At 68.6% G+C, this 25,097-nt stretch carries 21 protein-coding genes; 15 read left to right on the plus strand and 6 right to left on the minus strand.

All coding sequences use genetic code 11. The annotated features are described in order from the left end of the window. Positions 1 to 73 precede the first annotated feature (73 nt). The 3 genes from I7S92_RS10060 (at position 74) to I7S92_RS10070 (ending at position 3,723) form a co-directional block, all read left to right on the plus strand. On the plus strand, positions 74 to 1,927 hold the full coding sequence (locus I7S92_RS10060; protein ID WP_197643520.1) for an ABC transporter ATP-binding protein: 1,854 nt from the start codon (positions 74 to 76) through the stop codon (positions 1,925 to 1,927). After that, positions 1,924 to 3,135, plus strand: coding sequence for a class I SAM-dependent RNA methyltransferase (locus I7S92_RS10065; protein WP_197643522.1), 1,212 nt, complete (start codon positions 1,924 to 1,926; stop codon positions 3,133 to 3,135). Before I7S92_RS10060 ends, I7S92_RS10065 begins: the two co-directional genes overlap by 4 nt. Positions 3,136 to 3,228: 93 nt before the next feature. Beyond that, positions 3,229 to 3,723: a L,D-transpeptidase family protein gene (locus I7S92_RS10070; protein WP_197643524.1), complete on the plus strand. Its 495-nt coding sequence runs from the start codon at positions 3,229 to 3,231 to the stop codon at positions 3,721 to 3,723. Positions 3,724 to 3,739: 16 nt separating this feature from the next. On the opposite strand, the gene dalA is transcribed toward I7S92_RS10070, so the two are convergent. Beyond that, entirely contained in the window at positions 3,740 to 4,252 is a 513-nt protein-coding gene (dalA, locus tag I7S92_RS10075) for a divisome-associated lipoprotein DalA (RefSeq protein WP_197643526.1), read from the minus strand. A 181-nt stretch (positions 4,253 to 4,433) separates the two neighbouring features. On the opposite strand from dalA, the gene I7S92_RS10080 reads away from it, so the two are divergent. After that, the gene (locus I7S92_RS10080; RefSeq protein WP_197643528.1) at positions 4,434 to 5,027 is read left to right on the plus strand and encodes a L,D-transpeptidase; all 594 of its coding nucleotides are present in this window, start codon (positions 4,434 to 4,436) and stop codon (positions 5,025 to 5,027) included. A 64-nt stretch (positions 5,028 to 5,091) separates the two neighbouring features. On the opposite strand, the gene I7S92_RS10085 is transcribed toward I7S92_RS10080, so the two are convergent. The 3 genes from I7S92_RS10085 to I7S92_RS10095 form a co-directional block, all read right to left on the minus strand. Further along, a complete protein-coding gene (locus I7S92_RS10085) occupies positions 5,092 to 6,240 on the minus strand; it encodes an amidohydrolase (protein WP_197643530.1) in 1,149 nt (382 codons plus the stop codon). Between the two features lie 170 nt (positions 6,241 to 6,410). Beyond that, positions 6,411 to 7,499 carry a ferrochelatase gene (hemH, locus tag I7S92_RS10090; RefSeq protein WP_197643551.1) on the minus strand — a complete coding sequence of 363 codons (1,089 nt, stop codon included), beginning with the start codon at positions 7,497 to 7,499 and terminating at the stop codon, positions 6,411 to 6,413. Positions 7,500 to 7,550: 51 nt separating this feature from the next. Continuing rightward, positions 7,551 to 8,372, minus strand: a complete 822-nt coding sequence (locus I7S92_RS10095) for a class I SAM-dependent methyltransferase (RefSeq protein WP_197643553.1) — start codon at positions 8,370 to 8,372, stop codon at positions 7,551 to 7,553. Positions 8,373 to 8,397: 25 nt separating this feature from the next. Between I7S92_RS10095 and I7S92_RS10100 the strand changes: the two genes are divergently transcribed. From I7S92_RS10100 to I7S92_RS10130, 7 genes are all read left to right on the plus strand, one after another. After that, positions 8,398 to 9,120: a ComF family protein gene (locus I7S92_RS10100; protein ID WP_197643555.1), complete on the plus strand. Its 723-nt coding sequence runs from the start codon at positions 8,398 to 8,400 to the stop codon at positions 9,118 to 9,120. A 32-nt stretch (positions 9,121 to 9,152) separates the two neighbouring features. Beyond that, positions 9,153 to 9,410 carry a glutaredoxin 3 gene (gene grxC / locus I7S92_RS10105; RefSeq protein ID WP_197643557.1) on the plus strand — a complete coding sequence of 86 codons (258 nt, stop codon included), beginning with the start codon at positions 9,153 to 9,155 and terminating at the stop codon, positions 9,408 to 9,410. Further along, positions 9,410 to 10,240 (plus strand): carbon-nitrogen hydrolase family protein, encoded by an 831-nt coding sequence (locus I7S92_RS10110; RefSeq protein WP_197643559.1) that lies wholly within the window; start codon positions 9,410 to 9,412, stop codon positions 10,238 to 10,240. Before grxC ends, I7S92_RS10110 begins: the two co-directional genes overlap by 1 nt. Then, complete coding sequence (locus I7S92_RS10115; protein WP_197643561.1) at positions 10,237 to 10,680, plus strand: MarR family winged helix-turn-helix transcriptional regulator; 444 nt, start codon at positions 10,237 to 10,239, stop codon at positions 10,678 to 10,680. The genes I7S92_RS10110 and I7S92_RS10115 overlap by 4 nt, the downstream gene beginning before the upstream one ends. A 115-nt stretch (positions 10,681 to 10,795) precedes the next feature. Beyond that, positions 10,796 to 12,898 (plus strand): YjbH domain-containing protein, encoded by a 2,103-nt coding sequence (locus I7S92_RS10120; protein WP_197643563.1) that lies wholly within the window; start codon positions 10,796 to 10,798, stop codon positions 12,896 to 12,898. Next, complete coding sequence (locus I7S92_RS10125; protein WP_197643565.1) at positions 12,895 to 13,575, plus strand: YjbF family lipoprotein; 681 nt, start codon at positions 12,895 to 12,897, stop codon at positions 13,573 to 13,575. The genes I7S92_RS10120 and I7S92_RS10125 overlap by 4 nt, the downstream gene beginning before the upstream one ends. Positions 13,576 to 13,751: 176 nt before the next feature. Further along, entirely contained in the window at positions 13,752 to 13,958 is a 207-nt protein-coding gene (locus I7S92_RS10130) for a hypothetical protein (protein WP_197643567.1), read from the plus strand. Between the two features lie 60 nt (positions 13,959 to 14,018). Here the strand turns inward: I7S92_RS10130 and I7S92_RS10135 are convergent, their stop codons facing one another. Beyond that, positions 14,019 to 17,537: a translocation/assembly module TamB domain-containing protein gene (locus I7S92_RS10135; protein WP_197643569.1), complete on the minus strand. Its 3,519-nt coding sequence runs from the start codon at positions 17,535 to 17,537 to the stop codon at positions 14,019 to 14,021. Further along, positions 17,537 to 19,348: an autotransporter assembly complex protein TamA gene (locus I7S92_RS10140; RefSeq protein WP_197643571.1), complete on the minus strand. Its 1,812-nt coding sequence runs from the start codon at positions 19,346 to 19,348 to the stop codon at positions 17,537 to 17,539. The genes I7S92_RS10135 and I7S92_RS10140 overlap by 1 nt, the downstream gene beginning before the upstream one ends. A 256-nt stretch (positions 19,349 to 19,604) precedes the next feature. Here I7S92_RS10140 and rimP point away from each other — a divergent pair, with 256 nt between their 5' ends. Genes rimP through infB form a run of 4 tightly spaced genes read left to right on the plus strand, consistent with a single transcriptional unit; the run spans position 19,605 to position 25,091 of the window. After that, positions 19,605 to 20,210 carry a ribosome maturation factor RimP gene (gene rimP, locus I7S92_RS10145; protein WP_197643573.1) on the plus strand — a complete coding sequence of 202 codons (606 nt, stop codon included), beginning with the start codon at positions 19,605 to 19,607 and terminating at the stop codon, positions 20,208 to 20,210. Positions 20,211 to 20,223: 13 nt separating this feature from the next. Then, positions 20,224 to 21,837 carry a transcription termination factor NusA gene (gene nusA / locus I7S92_RS10150; protein WP_197643575.1) on the plus strand — a complete coding sequence of 538 codons (1,614 nt, stop codon included), beginning with the start codon at positions 20,224 to 20,226 and terminating at the stop codon, positions 21,835 to 21,837. Between the two features lie 24 nt (positions 21,838 to 21,861). Further along, positions 21,862 to 22,497: an RNA-binding protein gene (locus tag I7S92_RS10155; RefSeq protein ID WP_197643577.1), complete on the plus strand. Its 636-nt coding sequence runs from the start codon at positions 21,862 to 21,864 to the stop codon at positions 22,495 to 22,497. Positions 22,498 to 22,502: 5 nt separating this feature from the next. Beyond that, positions 22,503 to 25,091, plus strand: coding sequence for a translation initiation factor IF-2 (gene infB / locus I7S92_RS10160; RefSeq protein ID WP_197643579.1), 2,589 nt, complete (start codon positions 22,503 to 22,505; stop codon positions 25,089 to 25,091). The last annotated feature ends 6 nt before the right edge of the window (positions 25,092 to 25,097 follow it).

Consider the following 25,097-nt stretch of genomic DNA (forward strand, 5'->3'; position numbering starts at 1 on the left):
GACGAAGTCGAACGGGGAGGGGTCGCGTCCATTCGCCCTTGCTTCACCGCGCCCCCCGGCCTACCTCTCCCCCATGAGCGCGCTTCAAAGCCTCGGCTCCCTCATCGACGCCTTCCGCCCCGCCGACGGCCCGCCGCCGACGCGGCTGGGCGCCTTCATGCGCTGGGCGCTGGCGGGAAGCTGGCCGATGCTGGTCGCGGCCGGCCTCCTCTCCTCGCTCGCCGGGGTGACCGAAGTCGTCTCGGCCCTGATCCTCGGCTGGGTGATCGACGCCGCCGTCTCCTCCGGCCCCGCCGATTTCTTCGGGCAGCACGGCAGCCTGATCCTCTGGTTCCTGGTCTTCTACCTGGTCCTGCGCCCGCTGGCCTTTGCCGTCTCCTCTGCCTCGAACAGCATCATCATCGGGCCGAACGTCCTGCCGCTGGTGCTGTCGCGCCTGCACCGCTGGACGCTGGGCCAGGCCGTCACCTTCTTCGACAACGATTTCGCCGGGCGCATCGCGCAAAAGCAGATGCAGGCCGCCCGGGCCGTCACCGATGTCGCGACCGAGGTGATCAACACCGTCTGCTTCGCGCTCGCCTCCGTCATCGGCTCGGTCGCCTTCCTTGTCGCCGTCGATGCCAAGGTGGCCGTGGCGCTGATGGTCTGGCTCGTTGCCTACCTGTTCCTGATCCGCTTCTTCCTGCCGGTGGTCCGCAAGAATTCCGCCGCCCGCGCCTCGTCCCGCGCCATGGTTTCGGGTCAGGTGGTCGACACGATCACCAACATCAAGACCGTCAAGCTTTTTGCCCATGCCGCCTTCGAGGACCGCGTGGCTCTCGACGCGATGGAGGTCTTCCGCGAACGCTCCCTCGAGTTCGGCGTCATCTCCACCTGGTTCCGCTTTGCGCTGATGCTTCTGGCCGGGGTGCTGCCGGTCCTCCTGATCGGCGGCACCGTCATGCTCTGGCAGGCGGGCAGCGCCACCGCCGGCGACATCGCCGCCGCCGGGGCCATCGCGCTGCGGATCGCGCAGATGTCGGGCTGGGTCAGCTTCACCCTCATGTCGATCTACACCTCGGTGGGCGAGGTCGAGGACGGGATGCGCACCCTTTCCGTCCCGCACACCCTGACCGACGCGCCCGAGGCCCTGTCCCTGCCCCGCGTCCGGGGCGAGATCCGCTTCGACCACGTCACCTTCGCCTATGGCCGGCAGCGCGGTGGCGTCCAGGACATCGACCTGACCATCCGCGCCGGGGAAAAGCTGGCCATCGTCGGCGCTTCCGGGGCGGGGAAATCCTCGCTCGTCTCGCTCCTCCTGCGGCTTTACGACCCCGAACAGGGCCGCATCACCCTGGACGGCCACGACCTGCGACAGGTGACGCAGGAAAGCCTGCGCCGCCAGATCGGCATGGTCACGCAGGAAACCGCGATGTTCAATCGCAGCGCGCGCGACAATATCGCCTACGGCCGACCCGAGGCGTCCGAGGCCGAGATCATCGCCGCCGCCAAGGCCGCCGAGGCGGATGAGTTCATCCTGAACATGCTCGACCACCAGAACCGCAAGGGCTACGACGCCTTCCTGGGCGAACGCGGGGTCAAGCTCTCCGGGGGTCAGCGCCAGCGCATCGCGCTCGCCCGCGCCTTCCTGAAGGACGCGCCGATCCTAGTGCTGGACGAGGCGACCTCGGCGCTGGACTCCGAGGTCGAGGCAAGCATTCAAGAGGCGCTGGGCCGGGTGATGCAGGGCAAGACCGTGCTGGCCATCGCGCACCGCCTCTCGACCATCGCCGCGATGGACCGGATCATCGTGATGGATCAGGGCCGGATCGTCGAACAGGGCAGCCATGCCGAGTTGCTGGAGCGCAGCGGCCTTTACGCCCGCTACTGGAACCGGCAATCTGGCGGCTTCATCGGCACCGAAGACGAAGCGGAAGCAGCAGAGTGATCGTCACCATCGACCGGCTGGGCCATCTGGGCGACGGGATCGCCCCCGGCCCGATCTTCGTCTCCGGCGTCCTTCCGGGTGAGGTGGTCGAGGGCACGCCCGACGGCGACCATCTGCTGAACCCCAAGATCATCACCCCCTCGCCCGACCGGGTGAAACCGCCCTGCCGCCACGCCCGTGCCTGCGGCGGCTGCCAGCTGCAACACGCCTCCGATGCCTTCGTCGCCGGATGGAAGCAGGAGGTCGTGGCCAATGCGCTTGCCGGCCAGGGCCTGACCGCCGAATTCCTGCCCCTCGTCACCTCGCCCGCCAGGTCCCGCCGCCGCGCGACGCTCTCTGCCCGCCGCACCAGGTCCGGCGTGCTGATCGGCTTCCACGCCCGCGCTTCGGACACCCTGGCCGAGATCCCCGATTGCCGGCTCCTCCATCCCGGCATCCTCGCCGCCTTCCCCGGCCTGCAGGCGCTGGTCCAGGCCGGCGGCTCGCGTACGACCGAGCTGTCGCTGCAAGTCACCCTCACCCGTGGCGGCCCCGATGTCAGCGTTACTGGCGGCAAGCCCCTCGACTCCACCCTCCGCCTCGACCTCGCCCGCCTGGTCGAGGCGCATGGCTTCTCCCGCCTGACCTGGGATGGCGAGACCGTCGCGCTGCGCGACCGCCCCGCGCTGACCATGGGCCAGGCCACCGTCATCCCCCCCGCCGGCGCCTTCCTGCAAGCCACGGCCGAGGGCGAAGCCGCCCTCCTGTCCGCTGTCCGCCAGGCGCTTGGTCCGCAGAAGCGCGTCGTCGACCTCTTCTCCGGCATCGGCACCTTCGCCCTTCCCCTCGCCGAAACCATGGAGGTCCATGCCGTCGAGGGCGATGCCGCGATGACCCGCGCCCTCGACCTCGCCGCCCGCGGCACCCCCGGCCTCCACCGCGTCACGACCGAAACCCGCGACCTCTTCCGCCGCCCGCTGGAGCCGGACGAACTGAAACCCTTCTCCGCAGCCGTCATCGACCCGCCCCGCGCCGGGGCCGAGGCGCAGACCGACCGCCTTGCCGCCAGCGCCATCCCGGTGATCGCCGCCGTCTCCTGCAACCCGGTCACCTTCGCCCGCGACGCCCGCAGCCTGACCGATGCCGGATACCGCCTCGACTGGGTGCAGGTCGTCGACCAGTTCCGCTGGTCCACCCATGTCGAACTGGTGGCCCGCCTGTCACGCTGACGTTTCCGTGAACCCTGCGACAGCCTGACCGTCTTTGCAGACGGGCCAGAATCCTGTATCCATGGGACAAAAAAGGGGCAGACGGTCACAGGCATGCGCGGCTTCGGTATTCTGGTTCTCCTGGTGGTCATGCTGGGTCTTGCCGGTTGCGGCAACAGCAAGTTCCGCCGCTACAACGGGCCCGAGGTCACTCAGGTCCAGGTCCACAAGACCGAGCGGAAGATGTATCTCTTCCACCATGACCGCGTGCTGAAATCCTACGACATCGCGCTCGGCTTCGCGCCCCAGGGCCACAAGCAGTTCGAAGGCGACGGCAAGACGCCCGAGGGCACCTATTACATCAGCCACAAGAACCCGAACTCGAACTACCACCTGTCGCTCGGCATCTCCTACCCGAACCCGAACGACATCGCCTTCGCTGAAGCGCAGGGCAAGTCGCCGGGCGGAGAGATCTTCATCCATGGCGGGCCCAGGGGCCGGATCAGCCAGCGCGACTGGACCTTTGGCTGCGTCGCGCTGACCGACAAGCAGATGGAAGTGGTCTATTCCATGGTCAGGCCGGGCACGCCGATCGTTATCCTGCCCTGAACGGAAAAGGGCGCCCTCAGGCGCCCGTCACCATCGTCCACCAGATCTTGCCGCCCGGTTCCTGATACCAGGCAAAGCCGATCTGCCGCGCCGAGGGATCCATGATCACCGCGCGGGTGTCCGGCTGCGCCATCCAGGTGGACAGCGTGACCAGTTCCGTCTCGTAGGTCTCCGAGATCAGCTCGCCCACCAGGCGCCCGGTATAGCCGGCCCGCTGCACCCGGACCAGCGGCGACGACCCGTCCGAGCCGAAGTGCCAGGGCCGGTTCTGCACCGACATGTCGCGCGAATGCGTCGCGGCGGCGGCGTTCAGCCGCGAATCGAAGGTCAGCGGCGTCAGCGACTTGGCCGAGCGCAGCGTGTTCACCGCATCCAGGAGGCGGAAGGACACCAGCTGCTCGTCCTGGGGCTTGATCCGATAGACCTGCGGCAGCGGCTTGCCGTCCGCGCCCAGCGTCGGCCCCCGCACCGGAGTGCAGGCAGCAAGCGCCAGGCCCGCGCCTGACAGCAGAAACATGCGTCTTTCCATTGCATCCACCAGATCTCGCCGCGCTGGGGCGGCCTTCCGCCCCTCTCTAGCGAAAGCCCGTGCAAGGATCAAACGGGCTTTCTGCCGATCGGCGAAAGCTAACGGGTCTTTGAATTGCGAGGCGGTCACAAAGCGGTTATAGGACGCGAAAACACCCTATGAGAGCAGGAGAGACACCAGAATGACGAAGGGCATCATCACCCGTCGTTCTCTGCTTGGCGGCGCTGCGGGCATGGCCGGGCTGGCCGCGCTCCCGTCGCTGGCGCAGGACGCCACCACCGAATTCACCGCGCCGGCCTCCAGCACGGTGCGCAACAACGTCTCCAGCTTCCGCATGTTGCAGTGGCAGGACTATTTCGACAACACGCGCAACGGGGCGATCCTCGTCGACATCACCTCGCGCGCGCTGCACTACTGGTCGGATGACCAGTCGATCTACCGCCTCTACCCGACCTCTGTCCCCCTGTCCGAGGATCTGACCCGCCGCGGCCGGACCGAGGTGGTGCAGAAGGTGATGAACCCGACCTGGCGCCCGACCCCCGCCATGCTGGAGCGCAACCCCGAATGGCCGACCGTGGTCGAGGGCGGCGCCAAGGACAACCCGCTGGGCACCCGCGCGCTCTATCTCTCCTGGACCTACTACCGGATCCACGGCACCCACGACACCCGCAAGATCGGACGGAAGTCCTCGAACGGCTGTATCGGCCTGTACAACGAGCACATCGAGGAACTGTTCGCGATGGCGAATGTCGGGACGCAGGTGCTGCTGATCTGACCCGGCCAAACTTCGGCTTCATGGGACCGCAGGCACCCGCCTGCGGTCCCTTGCTTTTCCGGGCTTACCCCAGCAGGTCGCGCATCACGCGGTCGAAGATCGCCACGCCCTGCGGGATCAGGCCGTCGGGGAAGTCGAAATCCGGGTTGTGCAGCGCCGGCGACGCCTCGCCCGAGCCCAGCAGGAACATCGCCGCTTTCGCCTGCCCGCCGAACAGCCCGAAATCCTCGGATGCGCGCATCGGCAGGCCGGTTTCAGAGTGCTTCATTCCCAACGCCTCCAGCGCGCGAAGGATCGCCCTGGCGCTGTCGGCATGGTTCACACAGGCGGCAAAGCGGTCGTGGTGGCTGAACTCCAGCCCCAGCCCGTGCCGCTCGGCCAGATCGCGCGCCAGGGTCGTCACCTCTTCGCGCAGCGCCGCCATGTCGGCATCCGCAAGGGTGCGCAGGGTCAGCCACAGTTCGCCCTCGCCCGGAGTGATGCCGAAAGCCGGCTCTCCCATCCGGGCATGGCAGATGCTGACCAGCCGGAAACCGGGTTCCAGCCGGCCACCCGGACCGGCGGCAAGCGCCGCGGGCATCAACGCCGCCAGCGCCAGCGCGGGCGAAACACCCGTCTCCGGCTGCGAGGCATGCGCCGTCCGCCCGCGGAACAGCACCCGCAGCCCTTCCGAGGCGCAGTTCGCCGGGCCGGGCGCGATGATGACTTGTCCCACCGGATGGCCCGGCATGTTGTGCAGCGCAAAGGCCCAGTCCGGCCGGATCGCGGCAAAGCGAGGATCGACCAGCACCGCCGCCGCGCCGGAACCGTCCTCCTCCGCCGGCTGGAACAACAGGATCACCCGTCCCCGCGCCGGCCCCTCGCGCGAAAGCAGTCGCGCAAGCCCCAGAAGGATCGTCGAATGGCCGTCATGTCCGCAGAGATGCCCCTTGCCCGGAATGGCGGAGCGGTGGCTGACCTCCGACTGTTCCTCGATCGGCAGGGCATCCAGTTCCGACCGGAACATCACGGTCGGCCCCGGCTCGGCAGCCTGCCAGACCGCCGCGACGCCATGGCCGCCAAGGCCCGTCAGGATCTGGTCAGGGGCAAGCGCCTGCAGCGCAGCCACGACCTCGGCCGCGGTCCATTCTTCCTGCCCCGACACTTCCGGGTGGCGATGCAGGTGGTGGCGGAATTCGGTCAGCTCGGCGATGTCGCTGTTCGTCAGGCGCATGGAATCCTCCGTCGGATCAAAGCATCGCCCCTGCCGCACGGGGCGGCAAGCCGCAAAGCGCCCGGCCGGAGCCTGCTTTCCTTTGCGGAAGGAAGGTTAAGACTTCCCTAACGCGCCTCCGCAACCCCTTGAAATCGTTTCGCCTGCCCCGCTGTCCATGCGTGGACAGCTTAGACCTTCGGCAGCCAGCCGCCCAGGTTCTCCTCGATCACCGCGACGAGGGCCTCGATATGGGCGGGTTCGTCGTTCAGGCAGGGGATGTAGGTGAACTCCTCGCCCCCCGCATGCAGGAAGGCCTCCCGGATCTCGCCGTTGATCTCTTCCAGCGTCTCGATGCAGTCGGCCGAGAAAGCCGGCGCCATCACCGCGATCCGCTTCTTCCCCGCCTTCGCCAGCTCGGCCACATGCTCGACCGTATAGGGCCGCAGCCATTCCTCCGGGCCGAAGACCGACTGGAAGGTCGTGTCGATCGACCCCTTCTCCCACCCCAGCCTCTCGCGCAGCAGGCGCGAGGTCTTCTGGCACTGGCAGTGATAGGGGTCGCCCTCCATCAGGTAGCGTTTCGGCATGCCGTGGTAGCTGGCGACCAGCACGTCCGGCCGGGTTTCCAGCTTGCCATAGGCCGCCTCGACCGAGCGGGCGAGGGCCTCGATATACAGGGGATGCTCGAAATACTCCGCCACGGTCCGCACCGCCGGCTGCCGCTTCTCCTGCATCAGGGCGCGGAAGAACTGGTCGTTCGCCGTGGCCGAGGTCGCGCCGGCGTAATGGGGGTAGAGGGGGAAGAACAGGATCTTCTCGCAGCCTGCCTCGACCATGGCCCGGACCTTCGCCTCGGTCGAGGGATTGCCGTAGCGCATGCAGAAATCGACCATGACCTCGCCCCCGTGCCGGGCGGCAAGCGCCTCGGCCAGCGCGGCAGTCTGCGCCTTGGTGATCGTCAGCAGCGGGCTTTCGTTCAACTCGTGGTTCCAGATCAGCTTGTAGTTCGCGCCCGAGGAAAACGGCCGCTTCGACAGGATGATCAGCTGGAGAAGCGGCTGCCACTTCCAGCTGGCGTAATCGACCACCCTTTTGTCAGAAAGGAACTCGCTCAGATAGCGGCGCATCGACCAGTAGTCGTAGTTGTCCGGCGTCCCGAGATTCGCGACCAGCACGCCGATCCTAGCCTTGCGGACGGGCGGGTGGTCGGCGGGGGCATGGGCCAGCCGGCCCTCGCCGGGGCGCAGGGGAGAAGTGTCGGATTTGGCGTCACGCATCGCGAGGATCCTGCTTGTTCCCTGCGGGAGATAAAGGCTTCCCGCGCGGGGTCAACCGTCCAGCGGCTTCTCGGGCACCCCCAGCGCATCCGCCAGCCTTGCCTTGGCCGAACCGGGGCGGAGCGGTTTCTGCTGGCTCTCGTGCGGGGCCCAGCCGGTGAGGAACACCAGCTCGAAGGTGGCGGGCAGGTGGCCCTCTGGCGTCGCGAGGCCCTGGTAGACCGCCGCCGCCGCGCCGATGACCGAACGGCGGGTGAAGTGGCGCGGCCGCGTGGCCAGCGCGCTCGTCTCGCCCATCGCGCGCAGGTCGCCCACCAGGCGGCCGAAGTCGCGGTAGTGGACCACCTGGGTCACGCTGTCCGCCACCGGCAGCGCGAATCCGGCCCGCTGCATCAGCGCGCCAAGGTCCCGGATCTCGCCCATCGGCAGGACGCGCGGGGAAAGGCCGCCGGTGACCTGCGATTCGGCCTCGGCCAGGCTGGCGCGCAGTTCGTGCAGCGTCCGTCCGCCGGGGAAAACCGCAAGGAACAGCCCGTCCGGCCGCAGGGCGCGCAAGCCCTGCACCAACTGGCCCAGCGGATCGTTCGCCCAGTGCAGCGCCATGGCGTGAATCACCAGGTCATGCGCGCCGGGAGTGAGCGCCAGGACCTCGTCATCCGGCACGACCGGGGCGAAACCGGACCAGATTTCGGGGTGGCCGCTGATCACCACGGGCGACGTAAACGTCCTGTTAACCTCGGCGAGTCTTTCCTGGACATCGGCAAGCGCCAGCCGGTGCAGGAACAGCGAATCGGCATGGCCGGGCAGGCGCAGGGCGCGCTGGCGCTGGCGGAGAAGGGCGGGGCGGTCGGTCAGGATGGGCGGCTGTGTCATCGCGCGCGAAGATGCGGAGGACCGGATGGGATTGCAAGCCGCGCTGCAGGTGATCTACCCGCCGCAATGCCTCAGCTGCGCGGCCCCGGTCGCCAGTGACTTTGGCCTTTGCGCCGATTGCTGGCGTGAGACGCCGTTCGTCGCGGGCCTGGCCTGCGACCAGTGCGGCATCCCCCTGCCGGGCGGCGAGGCGGGGGAGGTCGCGCAATGCGACGACTGCATCGCCATCGCAAGGCCCTGGGACCGGGGCCGCGCGGCGCTGGTCTATCGCGACAACGGGCGGCGGCTGGTGCTGGCGCTGAAGCATGGCGACCGGATGGACCTGGCACGACCGGCGGGCGGCTGGATGCTGAAGGCGGCGCGGCCCATCCTGCAACCTGGGATGCTGGTGGTGCCGGTGCCGCTGCACTGGCTGCGGCTGTTCCGGCGCAGGTTCAACCAGGCCGCGCTCTTGTCCGGCGCGGTGGCGCGGGGGGCGGGGCTGGACCATTGCCCGGATGCGCTGGTCCGCCAGCGCAACACCGGCAGCCAGGACGGCAAGACCCGCGACTCCCGCTTTGCCAATCTGGTGGATGCTTTCGCTGTCCCCCGCCGCCGCATGGCAAGGGTCGAGGGGCGCGACATCCTGCTGGTGGACGATGTGATGACCTCGGGCGCGACCTTCGCGGCGGCGACCGGGGCGCTGGTCTCGGCCGGTGCCCGCTCGGTCAACGTCTTGTGTCTGGCGCGCGTTGCGAAAGACGGGTGATTGCCTATAGTCGGGCGCAAATGAGGTTTTCCATGCGTCCCGTCGAAATCTACACCACCCCGACCTGCGGCTATTGCGCCATGGCCAAGCGGCTGTTGCAGCGCAAGGGCGTGACCTATCGCGAGATCGACGTCAGCGCCGATCCCAGCTTGCGCGCGGCCATGGTGCAGCGCGCCGACGGGCGGCGGACGGTGCCGCAGATCTTCATCGGGCCGGTGCATGTCGGCGGCTCGGACGACCTGCATGCGCTGGAGCATGCGGGCAAGCTTGACGCGTTGCTGGCCGACTGATGCGCAGCGCCCTGATCCAGTTGAACGTGTCCGACGATCCGGCGGCGAACCTGCCGGTGACGCTGGACCTTGTGCGGCAGGCCGTGGCCGGGGGCGCGGGCTTCGTCCTGACGCCGGAACTGACGAACGGTCTCTCCTCCAGCCGCGCCTGGCAGCGCAGCGTCTTCCGGCACGAGGAGGAGGACGCGACCCTTGCCGCCCTGCGCGCCGAGGCGAAGGCGGCGGGGATCTGGCTGCTGATCGGCTCCCTGGGCCTGCTGACCCATGACGCGGACGGCCGCTTTGCCAACCGCAGCCTGCTGGTCGGCCCGGATGGCGGGATCGCGGCCCGCTATGACAAGATCCACATGTTCGACGTCAATGTCTCGGCAACCGAGGTCTATCGCGAGAGCGAGGGATATCGGCCGGGCACCCGCGCGGTGGTGGCCGAGACGCCCTTTGCCCGGCTGGGGATGAGCGTCTGCTACGACATCCGCTTCCCGGCGCTGTACCGGCGGCTGGCGCAGGGCGGGGCGCAGGTGATCACGGTTCCGGCGGCCTTCAACCACATCACCGGCGCGGCGCATTGGGAAACCCTGCTGCGCGCAAGGGCGATCGAGACCGGCTGTTTCGTCCTGGCTCCGGCGCAGACCGGCTTTCACCCCGAGACGGGTGGCAAGGGCCGCCGCACGCATGGCCACTCGCTGGCCATCGCGCCCTGGGGCGAGGTGCTGGCCGATGCGGGAACCGCACCGGGGGTGACCTTCGTCGACCTCGACCTGGCGCGGGTCGAGGAGGCGCGTCACCGCGTGCCCTCGCTCTCGCATGACCGGGACTTCGACGGGCCATGAGCGCCGAGAAGTCGGAGGACATCGCCGTCGCCCTGTTCGGCGAGCTGTTCATGGCCGACCAGCTGGCGCGGAACCGGATTTCGAAGGTTCTTCCCAAGGGGATGGAGCTGTCGCATTTCTCGGTCCTGAACCATCTGGCGCGGATCAATGACGAGCGTACTCCGGCGCAGCTGGCGCGGGCCTTCCATGTCACGCGGGGGGCGATGACCAACACGCTCTCGCGGCTGGAATGGGCCGGCCATGTCCACATCCGCCCCGATTGGGAGGACGCGCGGCAGAAGTTCGTCGCCATCAGCCCCTCGGGCCGGGCGGCGCGGGATTCCGCCGTGGCGGCCGTGGTGCCCCTGATCGCCGATGTGGTGCAGTCGATCGGCGCCGACCGGGTGCGGGCGCTGGTAACGGTCCTGCGCGAACTGCGGGTGCGGCTGGAAGAGGACTAGCCATGGCATCCATGCCATGCGCCGGGCCTTTGATTCGGGGGGCGGCGGTTAGGTCTTGCCCTGCCCTGCCGAACTTCGCATAGACTGGCGCGGTATTCCGGGAAACGTGGAAACCATGCCGCAGACGCGCCTTCTTGCCCTTCTCGCCCTTGGCACCGCCCTTTCCGGCCTGCCCGCCGCAGCGGAAATGCCGAAATCGCTGAATCTGAACGGGGCGACGGGCCTGATCGACATGCCTTCGGGCGAGGCGCAGGAAGACGCGCGCTTCACCTTCTCGACCGCGCTGATCGGGCCGGTCACCCGCTCCTCCATCAGCTTCCAGATCACGGAGCGGCTCTCCGGCACGTTCCGGTTCCAGGTCTGGCGCGACTGGGACACGATCATCCCCGGCGATGACAAGTTCGAGGATCGCAGCTTCGACCTGCGCTACCAGATTTTGAAGGAAGGGACCTATGTCCCGGCGCTGACCATCGGCCTGCAGGATTTCACCAGCGAGGGGAAATTCTCGTCGGAATACCTGGCCGCGACCAAGAATTTCGGCGAGCGGCTGAAGCTGACGGCGGGCCTCGGCTGGGGCCGGATGGGCAGCTACGGCGGGATCGGCGCGCCCTTCGGCGATCGTCCCGCGCTGCCGGAAAGCGACTGGGGTACCCCGAACGTGGACCAGTGGTTCCGGGGCGAGGCCGCGCCCTTCGCGGGCGTGGAATACAAGATCAGCGACCAGTGGACCTTCAAGGCGGAATATTCCTCGGATGATTATGTGCTGGAGGAGGAGCGGGGCCTGATCGAGCGCGACAGCCCGTTCAACTTCGGCTTCGAATACCAGCGCGGCCCGAACATGCGCTATGGCCTCTACTCGCTTTACGGCACCGAGGTCGCCTTCGCCTTCCACCTGATCCTTGATCCCAAGACCCGCGCCACCGGCGGGGTGATGGGAGCCGCGCCGGTTCCGGTGAAGGCCCGCCCCGCGCGCACCGCCGACCCCGAGGCCTATGACGGCGGCTGGGTCACGCAGGCCGATGCCGGGCCGCTTCTGCGCAAGAACCTGGCCAAGCGGCTGGCAAGCGACGGGATCGCGATCGAGAACCTGTCCTATACCGCGACCACGGCGCAGATCCGCATCCGCTCGAACCGGATCGACGCCGGGGCGCAGGCCATCGGCCGCACCGCCCGCGCCCTCAGCCATGTCATGCCCGCTTCGGTCGAGACCTTCGAGATCGTGCCGGTGGTCAACGGCATGGGGGCGTCCAAGGTCACCATCCGCCGCTCCGACCTCGAGCAGCTGGAATATGCCGCCGACAACGGCTCGCTCCTGCGGCAGCGGGTGACGATCACCGATGCCGGGCCGCTTCCGGCCAATGCGGTGGGCGACGACGGCCTTTACCCGAAATTCCGCTGGAGCCTGAAGCCCGCGCTGAAGCTGAGCGAGCCCCTGAAGGGCGACGTCGGCCTGCGGCTGGCGGCCAGCTATGACATCCGCCCCGGACTGGTGCTGAGCGGGGCGGTCTACAAGCGCGTGCTCGGCAATGTGGATCGTGACGGCGCATATTCCGATTCGACCCTGCCGCATGTCCGCACCGACAATTCGCGCTACAGCAAATATGCCGATCCGGGGCTCGAGCAGTTGACGCTGGCCTGGTATTCCCGCCCGGCGACCGACATCTATTCGCGCGTGACGCTGGGCTACCTTGAGCGGATGCACGCGGGCATCTCGGGCGAGGTGCTGTGGAAGCCGGTGGACAGCCGTTTCGCGCTGGGCGCCGAGGTCAACTATACCAGGCAGCGCGATACCGATGGCGGGTTCGGCTTCGACGAATACGACTATGACGTGGTGACCGGCCATGTCTCGGCCTATTACGACTTCGGCAACGGCTATCTGGGCCAGCTGGACGTGGGCAAGTACCTGGCCGGCGACCTGGGCGCCACGGTTTCGCTGGACCGCGTCTTTGCCAACGGCTGGCGCGTCGGCGCCTTCGCCACCGTGACCGACGTCAGCACCGAGGAATTCGGCGACGGCGGCTTTGACAAGGGCATCCGCTTCACCATCCCGCTGACCTGGGCGATGGGCACCGAGACCCGGCAGACCTTCGCCGCCACCCTGCGGACCGATACCGGCGACGGCGGCGCGAGGGTGGATGTGGACGGGCGGCTTTACGAGTCGATCCGCGAATACCACACCCAGTCGCTCGACCCCGACTGGGGGAGGGTCTGGCGGTGAGCGCGGTGTCCCGGCTGACCGCCGCCCTTGCCGTCCTGGCCCTGCTGGCCGCCTGCGGCAGCGAGAAATCCGAACCCTCGCCCATGGGCGCGGCAGTCGGCACGCTGGCCAAGGCGACCCTCTCGCGCATGAGCGCCCGCCGCGCGGGAGGCGAGGCCAAGACCCCCGCTGCGCCCAGCCGGGCCGAGATCGAGAAATACGGCATGCCGATCCTGCGCGCGGTGATCCCGTCGCGCGGGGCGGATGCGCTGGTCACGATCAGCGACAGGAAAGGTCCGGTCGTGACCTGGAGCACCACCGACGGCACCACCTTCAGCCTGCGCGACGGCGTGCTGATCCAGACGCGCGGCCTTGGTCCCGACCTGATGTCCGCCCGCGCCCCCAGCCTCGGGCAGTTGCGCCAGAACGGCGGGACGCACCAGCGGGTCTATTACTTCCTCGGGGCAGATGACCGGACCACGACGCGGACCTATGACTGCACGGTCCAGGTCAGGGGCGGCGAAAGCGTCACGATCTTCGGCCGCGCCCATGCCACCACCCGCGTGACCGAGGAATGCGTCCGTCCGCAAGGCAGGATCACCAACGAGTTCTGGCTGGAAGGCGCGACCGTCCGCAAGTCGCGGCAATGGGTCAGCGGACTGACCGGCTACATCGACCTCGAGCGCGTGGTGGACTGATTCGGACCCGTCGGATGCCGGGGCTGTATCCTTGATGCAACGGAATCGGGTCTCATGCCGAATTTCTTAACCTTCATTGGGCCTTGCACCTGCAAATGATGTCGTTCCGGTTGCCGGAACACGGGTTGGTGATAGGCTGATCCGGTGCAAGTCCAAGTCCAACCCTGGAGGTTCGAATGAAGAAACTTGTAACTGGTGTTCTCGCGTCTTCTCTTCTGGCGTCGGCAGCTTTTGCCGGCGGCCCCGTCGTCGTGGTCGAGGAAGAGGTTCCGGTGGTCGAGGAACGGCCCGGCTCTTCGGCCGGCATCCTGCCGCTGCTGCTGATCCCGATCATCCTCTGCGTCGCGCTGTGCGGCAATGACGATGACGAGGAGGCAGGTTGATCCATCGCCTCTAGATCACCTCGAAGGAACAGCCCGCCGCACCGGCGGGCTGTTTTCGTTTCAGTAGTCGCGCTCCAGGAAGATGCCGACGCCGGTCTCGCCATCGGCCCCGACGCGGGCCTTCAGCGTCACGCCCTCGCGCAGGTCGAGGTTCAGGTTGATCCGGCTGGTGCCGCCCTGCCCGACCTCCACCTCGGTATAGACGTTCTCGGACAGGTATTTCCCCGCCCGCAGCGCCGCCGAGCCATCGTCCGAGGTCGTGATGTCCAGGTCGTCCAGCCCGAACCCCTGCCGCAGCCTGTTCACCAGCCCCTCGCCCCCGCGCCCGGCCAGGGTCGCCACGGCGTTCGCCAGTTGCAGCGCCTGCAAGGGTGACAGGTGCTGCAACCCGTGCCCGAACAGAAGCTGCGACAGCACCTCCTCCTGCGGCAGGTCGGGGGTCGAGGTGAAGCTGACCACCGGATCATCCGCCGGGCCGTCCACGTTCACATAGCTGATGATCCCGTCGTTCTCGCTGCTGGCGGAAATGCGGATCAGCGGGATGAAACTGCCCTCCAGCTCCAGATCCGCACGCGACAGGACTAGGCGCTTGCCCAGGATGTCGATCCGGCCCCGCACCAGTTCGAACGCGCCCGAGGGGATGACCGCCGCCGTGGTGCCGCCCAGCCGGATCTCGCCTCCCAGTTCGGCGTCGATCCCCCGGCCGCGCAGAAAGATCTGGTTCGGTGCCGCGATCAGCAGGTCCAGCCCGAACGCCCGCTCCGCACTGCCGCCCCGCCCCGCGCGGCTCTCGTCCAGAAGCCCGGCCTTGCGCCTTGTGTCGCGCACGGCGGCGGGTTCGTTGCGGTGCCGCAGCGCCATCAGCGCCGCAGCCGAGGAGAAGCCGCTCGACGGCACCCGAAGCTCGGCCTCGCGCAGGTCCAGCCGCCCGGCGATCAGCGCGCCCCCGGCCAGCGGGCCGTCGATCGTCACCGCACCGTCCAGCACCGCATCGTAAAGCTCGGGGTCGTAGAGCCGCACCCCCGCCAGCGCCACCGACAGGTTCGCCGGGAACGGAGCCGTCAGCCCCACCGGCCCGTCCAGCCGCAGCTGCCCCCCGGTCGAGGGCCGCCCGGTCAGCGAGACCTGCGCCTGCCCCCCCTCCAGCCGCGCCATGGCCTGCACATTCTCCAGCGCGAGGCCAAGACCCGGATCGGTGGCCCGCCCGTCCGCAAGCGTCACGCTTCCCGAAACCGAGGCCAGCCGGAACGGCCCGTTCAGCCGCAGATCATAGGACAAGGCCCCATCCACCGCCCGGGGCGAGAGGAATACGTTCGCCAACCCCGCCCGCCCGGTGCCGGTGATGCTCAGGTCGCCCGAGGCGAATCCCGCCGCGACCCGCCCCGAAATCCGCGCGTCGATGCCGCCCGGCCCGCGCAGTGCGGCGGACAGCTCGGTTCCTGTCTCATCCTGGCTTGCCTGGCCGTCCAGCGTCACCGGCCCCTGGAAATCCGGCAGCAGCAGTCCGACATTGGCCAGCCGTCCGGTCAGGTTCAGCCGCCTTGGGATGCTGTCCCCCTCCGCGCTGGCCAGGACTTCCAGTTGCGGGTTCGCCAGGCTGGCCCGGTCGATCAAGAGCCGCCCGTCCCGCAGCTGCGCCGCCAGCGCAACGCGGCTGGTCCCGGCCAGCAGGCGGTCGGCCTCCGGGTTGCCCAGCCGGATCCCCCGGCCCTCGCCCTCGGCCGTCAGCATCCCCGATTCCGGTGTGCCCCTGAACGTCACCTCCAGCCCCAGACCGCCGCCGAAACCGCCGCCCAGGTCAGCCAGATCGGCAAAGTCCAGCCGTCCGGTCAGGTCCGACCCTGCGGTCGCGACCGTGCCCGAGGCGGTAAGCACCAGACTGCGGGCGGTCAGCGCCATTTGGCGCAGCCGGGTGCCGGTCTCGTCCCGCAGGATCGAGGCGCTGGCGCTGGATCGTCCCGCCAGAAGCCGGTCCAGCGCCGGGATGCCAAGGCTCAGGCCCTGCGCCTCGACATCGACCTGTCCGTCGATCATCCCCGACAGCAGGCCTACGAAGCCCTCGGCCCGGATCGTCCCGCTGCCGCCCACCGCGCGGCCCATAAGCGCCGAGAAGCGCGACAGGTCCTGCGCCGTGACCGTGATCCGCCCCCCGGTCCGCAGCCCGCCCTCCAGCCCGCCGACGGCCAGCTGGCCCAGCAGTTCATAATCCTGACCCGTCAGGGTCAGGTTCGACAGGTTCAGGTCGCCGCCCTGCAGCGCGTGGAATTTCAGGCTGCCGGTCAGCCCCGGCCCCAGCGCCGCCGCAAGGCCGGGGTCCGAGGGCGCAAGATCGCGCAGCGCCAGCGACAGCGTGCCGCCCACCGTCTTGCCCGCCGGGGTCCGCCCGATCCGGCCCGAGCCTTCCAGCCGCGCCTCGCCCAGCCGCAGATCGCTCCGCTCCAGCCCCTGCAGCGTGACCGCGCCACGCCAGCCGGCACCGTCCCGGCTTTCCGCCGCCAGCCGGAAGCTGGCCCGGTCCAGCCGGGTGGGCAGCGCGCCGAACGGCAGCAGCACCTTGCCCCCCTCGGGCGAGGCCAGGGTGCCGGTCACGTCCAGCATTTCCACAAGGCCGTCCGAGGCGAGCCGTGCCTGCCCCTGCAAGGCAAGCGACCGGGCCTTCAGGTCGAAGGCATCGACTTGCAGCCCGCCGAAAGCCGAGCGGGTGGCGTCCAGCACCAGCGCCACGCGGTCGCCGAAGAAATCGACATATTGCGGCAGCAGCAGCGGGGCGAGGTTCCCCGCCACATCCGCCCGCAGGCGATAGGCCCCTGGATCCGCCGCCGCGAGGGTAATCGTCCCCGCCAGCCGCTCCTCGCCATCCGTGGCCAGCCGCAGCCGCGCGCCGAAATCCTCCAGCGGGCCCGAGCCCACAAGCTCCAGCTCGGCCGCCGGGGCTTCGGGGATTTTCAGGGCCGAGACGACCAGCCCGCCCGGCCCCTCACGCGCGCCGAGGTCGATGGTCAACTGCCCGGTTTCATTGGTGAAGCTTGCGTCCAGCCGGATCTCGCCTTCCGGCCCCCCGCCTTGGCGCAACAGCACGAGCCCGGCTTTGCCGTTGCCTTCGGCCAAGGTGGCAGAAGCCGAAAGGCTGCCCTCGACCGATTGGCCGAGCACGCTTTCATCCAATGCGATTCTCTCGGCCGCGATCTTTCCGATCTCGACCGAGACCGGCAGCTCCGGCAGGCGGAAGCCGCGCGCCTCGGGGCTCGGGGCGCTGGTTTCGCCGGTGTCGGGAAGCCGCGCCACCAGGATTTCGCCCGCCGAAAGCTCGGAGACCACCAAGGCCCCCGACAGCAGCGACGACCGGCTCCAGTCCAGCACCACATCGTTCAGCGTCAGCCAGACGCCCGCATCGTCGGCGATGGTCAGCGACTGGATCGTCGCGCGCGAGGAGAGCGCGCCTTCAAAGCCGGTGATCGTCACCTGCCGCCCGGCATCGGACAGGTTGTCCTCGAGGAAGGCGGTCAGGTAGCCCCTGTCGTCCTCCTGTGCGAGGGCCGGAGTGGCAAGACAGGCGATCAGCAGGGCGCGGCGCAGCATCAGAACGCCTGCCCGAGGCCGATATAGACCTGCACCCCGTCGCCGGTATTGCCCGAGATCGGCGCGGCCACGTCCAGCCGGATCGGTCCGATTCCGGTGTCATAGCGCAGGCCCAGCCCCGCGCCCGCATGTGACTCGGCATCGCCGCTGAACAGCCCGTCCAGCCCCACGCTGCCGGCGTCGACGAAGCCGACCAGGCCGATCCTTTCGGTCAGCTTGGCGCGCAGCTCCAGCGACCCGGCGGCGAAGAACTGGCCGCCGATCAGGAACTCGGGTCCGAAACCCCGCGTCACCGCGATCCCGAGCGAGCGGTAGGGCTGCCCCCGCACCGTCCCGCCGCCGCCCGAAAAGAACAGCTGGTCGCGCGGGGTCTCCAGCAGCGTCGGCCCCCAGATCCCCCCGGCCTGCGCCCGCGCGGCAATGACGAAGCGCCCTGCCTCGCCAAGGCTGCGATAGCCGCGCGCGTCCATCGTGGCGCGGACGCCCGAGCCGGTGGTGCCGAAGCCGAGGAAGGGTTTCAGCGTCGCGTCGATGTAGAAGCCGCGCGTCGCATCCGTCTTGTCGTCGCGCCGGTCCCAGATCAGGCCCAGGGGCAGCGAGAGGTTGCGGAAGGTGAAGTCGCCCCCCGGATCGTGGCCGTCCTGATACGAATAGGTCAGCCCCGCCTTGCCGGTCAGCGTGTCCGAGAAGATATGCGAGAAGTTCAGGCCGAACTCTACCGTGTCGGCGTAATAGTCCACCTCGTCCAGGTGGCTGTAGTTCAGCAAAAGCCCCGCCGTCGTGTCCGGCGTCAGCGTCGCCGGCCGGTCCAGCGAGACCCCAAGCGCATAGTCCACCCCGCTCTCGCCCGAGCCGATGTTGGTGACCTCGCCCTCGACCAGCAGCCTCTCGCCGCCGCCCATGAGGTTGCGGTGCAGCCAGGAGCCGGTCAGCGAGACGCCGTCCAGGCTCGCGACCTCGGCCCCCAGCGAGTAGCGGCGGGGTTTCTGTTCCACCAGTTGCGCCGTGATGCCCAGAAGGTCCGGCGCGGTGATCGCCTCGTCCTCGACCAGGTTGGCCGAGGCGAAGATGCCCGTCCGCCGCAGCCGCGTCTCGGCCCGGCGCAGCTCGGTTTCGCTGAAGGTCTCGCCTTCCGGCAGCCCGGTGATCTTGCGGATCCGCGCCTCGCGCATCCGCTGCTCGCCCTCGATCCTCAGCGGGCCGAAGCGCAGGCGCGGCCCCGGCTCCAGCCCCAGCGCCACGTCCAGCCGGTCGGCGGCATGGTCGGCCACCACATCCTCGGATGCCAGGCGGGCCTTGGCATGGCCCACCTCGCGCCAGGCGCGGATCGCCACTTCAACCGCCTCGGTCACTACGCCGCTTTCGGCCGCGGCACCGGGACGGAAACCCTCCGGCAGTTCAGTCCGCGGCGCGCGCGGCCCCAGCGCCACCCGGCCAAAGCGGAAGGGCGGGCCGGGATCGACCGCGATCTCGACGCGGTGGACCGTCGCCGGAACCTCCAGCGCCGGGATGTTCGCCGCCTCGCGCCCGTCGATGCGGATCGCGATGACGCCCGAGTAATGGCCCTTGGCATAAAGCGCGGAAAGGATCGCGGCGTAATCCGCCCTTGCGGCGGCCAGCACGTCCTGCGGCTCGGCATCCTTCGTCAGCGCCATCAGATGCGAGGCGGTGCGGACGGCATCGGTCAGGTCCTCGTCTCCGCCCGCCACGCCCAGGGCCACCCGGTCCAGCGCCAGCGCCGGAATCGCCAGCCACAGGCCCACCAGCGCGGCGAGAGCCCCTGGCAAAAGCGTCGTCCTTCCGGCAGACATGCGCGCTGGTCCCTCCTCCGGCCTTTGCCCGACTATTGCAGCTTGGCCGGACCGGGGCAATCGGACCCCGTGGCGCTGGGCGAACAAGTGAACGGGCTGGACCGTAACGCCCGATCCGCCGCCCGGTTGCATCGGCCCTTGCAGACTCGGGTCCGGGGGCGTATATGGCCTTCAACAGCGGTTTCGGGGTCCACACCCGAAGCTACCGAAAGACGCAGCGGGCCGCCTGGTCCGCTTTTTTGTTTCTGGAACCCGGATGACCGATCTCGTCGCGAAGACCGCCATCGACCGCCGCCTGGCCGACATCGTCGGCCCGGTGATCGAGGGGCTGGGGTTTGAACTCATCCGCCTGCGGCTGATGGGCGGCAAGACGCGCGTGCTGCAGATCATGGCGGACCGCCCCGAGGGTGGCATCGGCGTCGACGAATGCGGCGACATCTCCACCGCCGTTTCCGCCGTGCTGGACGTGGAAGACCCGCTGGAGGATAATTATATCCTTGAGGTCTCCTCGCCCGGCATCGACCGGCCGCTGACCCGGCTGAAGGATTTCGAGATGTGGAAGGGCTGGGAGGCCCGGATCGAGACGACCGAGCTGATCGACGGCCGCCGCCGCTTCAAGGGCGATCTGGCGGGGGTCGAGGGCGACGAGGTGCTGATCACCATCGAGGAAGGCGGCGAGGAGGTCACCATCGGGCTGCAGTTCGACTGGCTGTCCGACGCCAAGCTGATCCTGACCGATGAGCTGATCACCGAGATGCTGCGCCAGAAGAAGGTGGCCGAGCCCACCGAAGGCCAGTTCGACGAGATCGAAGAGAGTGACGGGGATGAGGATGACGAGCCCGCCCCCGAGACGAAACACTAGGGAGTAAACACCCATGGCAATCACCTCGGCCAACCAGCTGGAGCTTCTGCAGACCGCCGAAGCCGTGGCGCGCGAGAAGATGATCGACCCGGATCTGGTGATCCAGGCGATGGAGGACAGCCTCGCCCGCGCCGCCAAGTCGCGCTACGGGGCCGAGATGGACATCCGGGTGAAGATCGACCGCAAGACCGGCCGGGCGACCTTCTCCCGCGTGCGCACCGTGGTCGAGGACGAGGCGGTGGAGAACCACCACGCCCAGCTGACGGTGAAACAGGCCAAGTCCTACCTCGCCGACCCGCAGATCGGCGACGAGATCGTGGACGAGGTTCCCCCGGTGGATCTCGGCCGCATCGCCGCGCAATCGGCCAAGCAGGTGATCCTGCAGAAGGTCCGCGAGGCCGAGCGCGACCGCCAGTTCGAGGAATTCAAGGACCGCAAGGGCACCATCATCAACGGCGCCGTCAAGCGCGAGGAATACGGCAACGTCATCGTCGACATCGGCCGGGGTGAGGGCATCCTGCGCCGGAACGAGAAGATCGGCCGCGAAGCCTACCGCATCGGCGACCGCATCCGCTGCTACATCAAGGACGTCCGCCGCGAGCCGCGCGGGCCGCAAGTGTTCCTCTCGCGCACCGACCCGCAGTTCATGGCGGAACTGTTCAAGATGGAAGTGCCGGAAATCTATGACGGCATCATCGAGATCAAGGCCGTCGCCCGCGACCCCGGCTCGCGCGCCAAGATCGCGGTGATCAGCTACGACAACTCCATCGACCCGGTCGGCGCCTGCGTCGGGATGCGCGGCAGCCGGGTGCAGGCCGTGGTGAACGAGCTGCAGGGCGAGAAGATCGACATCATCCCGTGGAACCAGGACACCGCCACCTTCCTGGTGAACGCGCTGCAACCGGCCGAGGTCTCTAAGGTCGTGTTCGACGAGGAAGCCGGGAAGATCGAAGTCGTGGTCCCGGACGAGCAGCTCTCGCTCGCCATCGGCCGTCGTGGCCAGAACGTGCGCCTGGCCAGCCAGCTGACTGGCCTTGATATCGACATCATGACCGAGGCCGAGGAATCGGCCCGCCGCCAGGCCGAGTTCGCCGAGCGCACCAAGCTCTTCATGGACACGCTCGACGTGGACGAGATGATGGCGCAGCTGCTGGTCGCCGAAGGCTTCACCAATCTGGAAGAAGTCGCCTATGTCGAGGAGGACGAACTTCTGTCCATCGACGGCTTCGACGAAGGCACCGCGGCCGAGCTTCAGGCCCGCGCCCGCGACTATCTGGAAGCGGCCAACGCCAAGGCGATGGAAAACGCCCGTGCCATGGGGGTCGAGGACAGCCTGATCAACTTCGACGGCCTGACGCCGCAGATGCTGGAAGCCCTGGCCAAGGACGGCATCAAGACCCTGGAAGACTTCGCCACCTGCGCCGATTGGGAACTGGCGGGCGGCTGGACGACCGAGAACGGCCAGCGCAAGAAGGACGAGGGCGTGCTCGAGAAGTTCGACATGTCGCTGGACGAGGCGCAGACCCTGATCATGACCGCCCGCGTCATGCTGGGCTGGGTCGACCCGACCGAGCTTGAGGAGCCCGAGGAAGAGCCCGCCGACGACGACGAGGAGGCCGAGGCCTGATCTCAGGCCTCGGGGTTTCGCGCCATGACGCGCGGCGGCCGGGAAAAGGACAGGATCGATCCGGAACGCAAGTGCATTGCGACCGGGGAAAGCCAGCCGAAGGCGGGGCTGATCCGCTTTTGCCTGGGCCCTGACGGCCAGCTGGTCCCGGACATCCTGGGCCGCCTGCCGGGCCGGGGGGTCTATGTCTCGGCCGACCGCGACGCGCTGGAGAAGGCGGCGAAGAAGAACCTGTTCTCCCGCGCGCTGCGCCAGCCGGTGAAGCTGCCCGAGGGGTTGGCCGATCTGGTCGAGCGGTTGCAGGCGGCGCGGGTGGTCGAATTGCTCAGCATGGCGCGCAAGGCGGGCGATGCGGTGATGGGCTACGAGAAGGTGAAGGACTGGCTTGCCAAGGGCACGGCGGCAACGCTGATCCAGGCAAGCGACGGGTCGGAACGCGGCAAGACGAAGCTTCATGCGCCGGATGGCGGAAACGGCTTCATCGGCTGCCTTTCGGCTGGGGAAATCGGTTTGGCTTTCGGGCGTGAACGTGCCATACACGCCGCGCTTGCCGCTGGTGGACTCAGAACCCGTGTTGTAGAGGAAGCGGCAAGGCTTGCCGGGCTGCGTCAGCAGACTGATGGGCAATCGGGCGGTACTCCCGCCATGAAGGATACGTAGAACGCATGAGCGATACAGACGGCAAGAAACCTCTTGGCCTCGGGGGCGCCCCCCGTTCCGGACAGGTGAAGCAAAGCTTCAGCCACGGCCGGACCAAGAGCGTCGTGGTCGAAACCAAACGCAAGCGCGTCGTGGTGCCCACTCCGGCCAAGCCGGGGGCGCCGGGCGCGGGCGCTGCGTCGTCTGGCTCGGGGTTTGGCGATCCGTCGAAGCGGCCCGCCGGCATCACCGACGCCGAGATGGAGCGTCGTCTCGCCGCCCTGCGCGCCGCCAAGGCGCGTGAGGCCGAGGATGCCGCCCGCCGCGCCGAGGAAGAGCGCCAGCGCGAGGAAGATCGTGCCCGCCGCCGCGAGGAGATCGAGGCGAAGGAGCGCGAGGATCGCGAACGCGCCGAGGCCCTGCGCCTGAAGGCCGAGGAAGAGGAACGCGCCGCCAAGGCCGAGGCCGCCGCCAAGATCGCGGCCGCCGAGGCCCGCCGGGCCGAAGTGCTGGGCACCCGCTCGCGCTCGACCATGCCCGCGCCGAAACCCGCCGAGCGTCCGGCCAAGGCCGACGCCGCCGCCCCGGCCGCGCCCGCCGCGACCGAGGAGGCGCGCGGTCCCGCCGGCGCCAAGCCGGGCCTCAGCCCGCGCAAGACCGACCGCGAGAAGGACGACCGTTCCGACCGCAGCGCCAAGCGCGGCGCGGATGATGGCCGCCGTTCCGGCAAGCTGACGCTCAGCGACGCGCTCTCGGGCGAGAGCGGCCGCCAGCGCAGCCTGGCCGCGATGAAGCGCAAGCAGGAAAAGGCGCGGGCCAAGGCCCTGGGCCTGGGCCACAAGGCCGAGAAGCAGAGCCGCGACGTCCAGCTGCCGGAGACCATCGTGGTCTCGGAGCTGGCGAACCGGATGGCCGAACGTGCCGCCGACGTGGTCAAGGCGCTCATGAAGATGGGCATGATGGTCACGATGAACCAGGCTATCGACGCCGACACCGCCGAGCTGGTGATCGAGGAATTCGGTCACAAGGCCGTCCGCGTGTCGGACGCCGACGTGGAACAGGTCATCGACACCGTCGAGGACAAGTCCGAGGACCTGCAGCCGCGCCCGCCGATCGTGACGATCATGGGCCATGTCGACCACGGCAAGACCTCGCTTCTGGACGCGCTGCGCAAGACCAGTGTGGCCACCGGCGAAGCCGGCGGGATCACCCAGCATATCGGCGCCTACCAGGTGAAGACGCCGAACGGCCAGCTTGTAACCTTCCTCGACACGCCCGGCCACGCGGCCTTCACCTCGATGCGCTCGCGCGGGGCGCAGGTGACGGACATCGTGATCCTGGTGGTCGCGGCCGATGACGCCGTGATGCCGCAGACGGTCGAGGCGATCAACCACGCCAAGGCCGCCAAGGTGCCGATGATCGTGGCGATCAACAAGATCGACAAGCACGAGGCGAACCCGACCAAGGTCCGCACCGACCTCCTCCAGCACGAGGTGGTGGTCGAGGCGATGTCCGGCGACGTGCAGGACGTCGAGGTCTCGGCCAAGACCGGCCTGGGCCTGGACGACCTTCTGGAAGCCATCGCGCTGCAGGCCGAGGTTCTGGAACTGCAGGCCAACCCGAACCGGGCGGCCTCCGGCGCGGTGATCGAAGCCAAGCTCGACGTGGGCCGGGGTCCGGTCGCGACCGTGCTGGTGCAGAACGGCACCCTGCGCAAGGGCGACATCTTCGTCGTCGGCGAACAGTGGGGCAAGGTCCGCGCGCTGATCAACGACAAGGGCGAGACGATCACCGAGGCCGGCCCGTCGGTTCCGGTCGAGGTGCTGGGCCTGTCCGGCACGCCTTCTGCCGGCGACACGCTGAACGTGGTGGAAACCGAAGCCCAGGCGCGCGAGATCGCGGATTACCGGATCAAGACCGCCAAGGACAAACGCGCCGCTGCCGGGGCCGCGACCACGCTGGAACAGCTGATGGCCAAGGCCAAGGCCGACCAGTCGGTCGCCGAGCTGCCGATCCTGATCAAGGCCGACGTCCAGGGCTCGGCCGAGGCCATCGTCCAGGCGATGGAGAAGATCGGCAACGAGGAAGTGCGCGTCCGCGTGCTGCACTCGGGCGTCGGCGCGATCACCGATACCGACGTCGGCCTGGCCGAGGCCTCCAAGGCCCCGATCATCGGCTTCAACGTCCGCGCCAATGCCAGCGCCCGCCAGTCGGCGAACCAGAAGGGCGTCGAGATCCGCTACTACTCGATCATCTACGACCTGGTGGACGACATCAAGGCGGCCGCCTCCGGCCTCCTCAAGGCCGAGGTGCGCGAGCATTTCATCGGCTATGCCAAGATCCTCGAGGTTTTCAAGGTCTCTGGCGTCGGCAAGGTTGCCGGCTGCCTTGTCACCGAAGGCGTGGCGCGTCGTTCTGCCGGGGTTCGCCTCCTGCGCGACAACGTGGTGATCCACGAGGGCACGCTGAAGACGCTGAAGCGGTTCAAGGACGAGGTGAAGGAAGTCATCTCGGGCCAGGAATGCGGCATGGCCTTCGAGAACTACGAGGACGTGCGTCAGGGCGACGTGATCGAGATCTTCGAACGCGAGGAAGTCCAGCGCACGCTGGACTGATCCGTG

Origin of the sequence: Tabrizicola soli (genome assembly GCF_015999335.1) — a bacterium.
GTDB classification, from domain to species: domain Bacteria; phylum Pseudomonadota; class Alphaproteobacteria; order Rhodobacterales; family Rhodobacteraceae; genus Tabrizicola; species Tabrizicola soli.

Bases quoted from the DNA above. Each gene is read 5' to 3' on its own strand.
- I7S92_RS10130 (WP_197643567.1), top strand. From the start codon at position 13,752: ATGAAGAAACTTGTAACTGGTGTTCTCGCGTCTTCTCTTCTGGCGTCG.
- I7S92_RS10120 (WP_197643563.1), top strand. From the start codon at position 10,796: ATGCCGCAGACGCGCCTTCTTGCCCTTCTCGCCCTTGGCACCGCCCTT.
- I7S92_RS10095 (WP_197643553.1), bottom strand. From the start codon at position 8,372: ATGACACAGCCGCCCATCCTGACCGACCGCCCCGCCCTTCTCCGCCAG.
- I7S92_RS10060 (WP_197643520.1), top strand. From the start codon at position 74: ATGAGCGCGCTTCAAAGCCTCGGCTCCCTCATCGACGCCTTCCGCCCC.
- I7S92_RS10140 (WP_197643571.1), bottom strand. From the start codon at position 19,348: ATGTCTGCCGGAAGGACGACGCTTTTGCCAGGGGCTCTCGCCGCGCTG.
- rimP (WP_197643573.1), top strand. From the start codon at position 19,605: ATGACCGATCTCGTCGCGAAGACCGCCATCGACCGCCGCCTGGCCGAC.
- infB (WP_197643579.1), top strand. From the start codon at position 22,503: ATGAGCGATACAGACGGCAAGAAACCTCTTGGCCTCGGGGGCGCCCCC.
- I7S92_RS10110 (WP_197643559.1), top strand. From the start codon at position 9,410: ATGCGCAGCGCCCTGATCCAGTTGAACGTGTCCGACGATCCGGCGGCG.
- I7S92_RS10070 (WP_197643524.1), top strand. From the start codon at position 3,229: ATGCGCGGCTTCGGTATTCTGGTTCTCCTGGTGGTCATGCTGGGTCTT.
- hemH (WP_197643551.1), bottom strand. From the start codon at position 7,499: ATGCGTGACGCCAAATCCGACACTTCTCCCCTGCGCCCCGGCGAGGGC.
- I7S92_RS10115 (WP_197643561.1), top strand. From the start codon at position 10,237: ATGAGCGCCGAGAAGTCGGAGGACATCGCCGTCGCCCTGTTCGGCGAG.
- dalA (WP_197643526.1), bottom strand. From the start codon at position 4,252: ATGGAAAGACGCATGTTTCTGCTGTCAGGCGCGGGCCTGGCGCTTGCT.
- I7S92_RS10135 (WP_197643569.1), bottom strand. From the start codon at position 17,537: ATGCTGCGCCGCGCCCTGCTGATCGCCTGTCTTGCCACTCCGGCCCTC.
- I7S92_RS10100 (WP_197643555.1), top strand. From the start codon at position 8,398: ATGGGATTGCAAGCCGCGCTGCAGGTGATCTACCCGCCGCAATGCCTC.
- I7S92_RS10155 (WP_197643577.1), top strand. From the start codon at position 21,862: ATGACGCGCGGCGGCCGGGAAAAGGACAGGATCGATCCGGAACGCAAG.
- I7S92_RS10085 (WP_197643530.1), bottom strand. From the start codon at position 6,240: ATGCGCCTGACGAACAGCGACATCGCCGAGCTGACCGAATTCCGCCAC.
- grxC (WP_197643557.1), top strand. From the start codon at position 9,153: ATGCGTCCCGTCGAAATCTACACCACCCCGACCTGCGGCTATTGCGCC.
- nusA (WP_197643575.1), top strand. From the start codon at position 20,224: ATGGCAATCACCTCGGCCAACCAGCTGGAGCTTCTGCAGACCGCCGAA.
- I7S92_RS10080 (WP_197643528.1), top strand. From the start codon at position 4,434: ATGACGAAGGGCATCATCACCCGTCGTTCTCTGCTTGGCGGCGCTGCG.